The sequence below is a fragment of the Colwellia sp. MB02u-14 genome, from assembly GCF_014076915.1.
Classification (GTDB): domain Bacteria; phylum Pseudomonadota; class Gammaproteobacteria; order Enterobacterales; family Alteromonadaceae; genus Colwellia_A.
The window spans coordinates 1-595 of the sequence record NZ_JACGUX010000057.1 but is presented as its reverse complement, the minus strand read 5'-3'; the positions used below and the strand labels follow the sequence as shown (position 1 = coordinate 595).

Here is a 595-nt window from a genome sequence, read left to right as displayed (position 1 = left end):
TATAACGCTTTGCTAAGCGGCTAAGTACAATTTGCTAAAATGCGCGGAGCGCGAGCAAACTGTACGTGTCCGTTTGAGCAACTTGTTATGTGAATTATTTACCATACCTGCGAATAACAGATACCTTGCCATTTTCTAACTCGATAACATCTAATACAACTTTGCTATAGCTAAATTCTGAACCGTCTGAGCGTAAACCTTTAGCAGAAAAGCTATGCTTAAATGCAATTGAATTATATCCAACAATATACTCTATTAATTTTGAATCATAACCAGTATGAACTCCCAAATATCGAGTCATCCCTTTACGCATCATTTCTTTCCCGTCAGGTTCTCTAGAGTCATCGGGAGCATTAGGGAAATGTTGATTACCTACATCATCAGTTAAGAATGATAAGTAATGCTCTAAATCTTCTTTAGAAGCATTAGGTTGTTGAGTTTTTACCTTTGCTTCATAGTATTCTTGAAAAAATTTATCGTAATCAACTATATCTTCATTGGCTAATACATTTGTTGAAAGACAAGTAATTAAAACAGCTACGATTGATATAAATTTATTCATTTGTGCTCCTTAGTATGAGATTCACATAACGCC

1 protein-coding gene is annotated in these 595 nt (G+C 34.6%); it reads right to left on the bottom strand.

What is annotated here, in order from left to right; all coding sequences use genetic code 11:
- Positions 1–94: 94 nt before the first annotated feature.
- Positions 95–562: a nuclear transport factor 2 family protein gene (locus tag H4J52_RS04685; RefSeq protein ID WP_182224285.1), complete on the bottom strand. Its 468-nt coding sequence runs from the start codon at positions 560–562 to the stop codon at positions 95–97.
- Between the last annotated feature and the right edge of the window lie 33 nt (positions 563–595).

Coding starts and splice junctions, on each gene's coding strand:
- H4J52_RS04685 (WP_182224285.1), bottom strand. CDS start 562: ATGAATAAATTTATATCAATCGTAGCTGTTTTAATTACTTGTCTTTCA.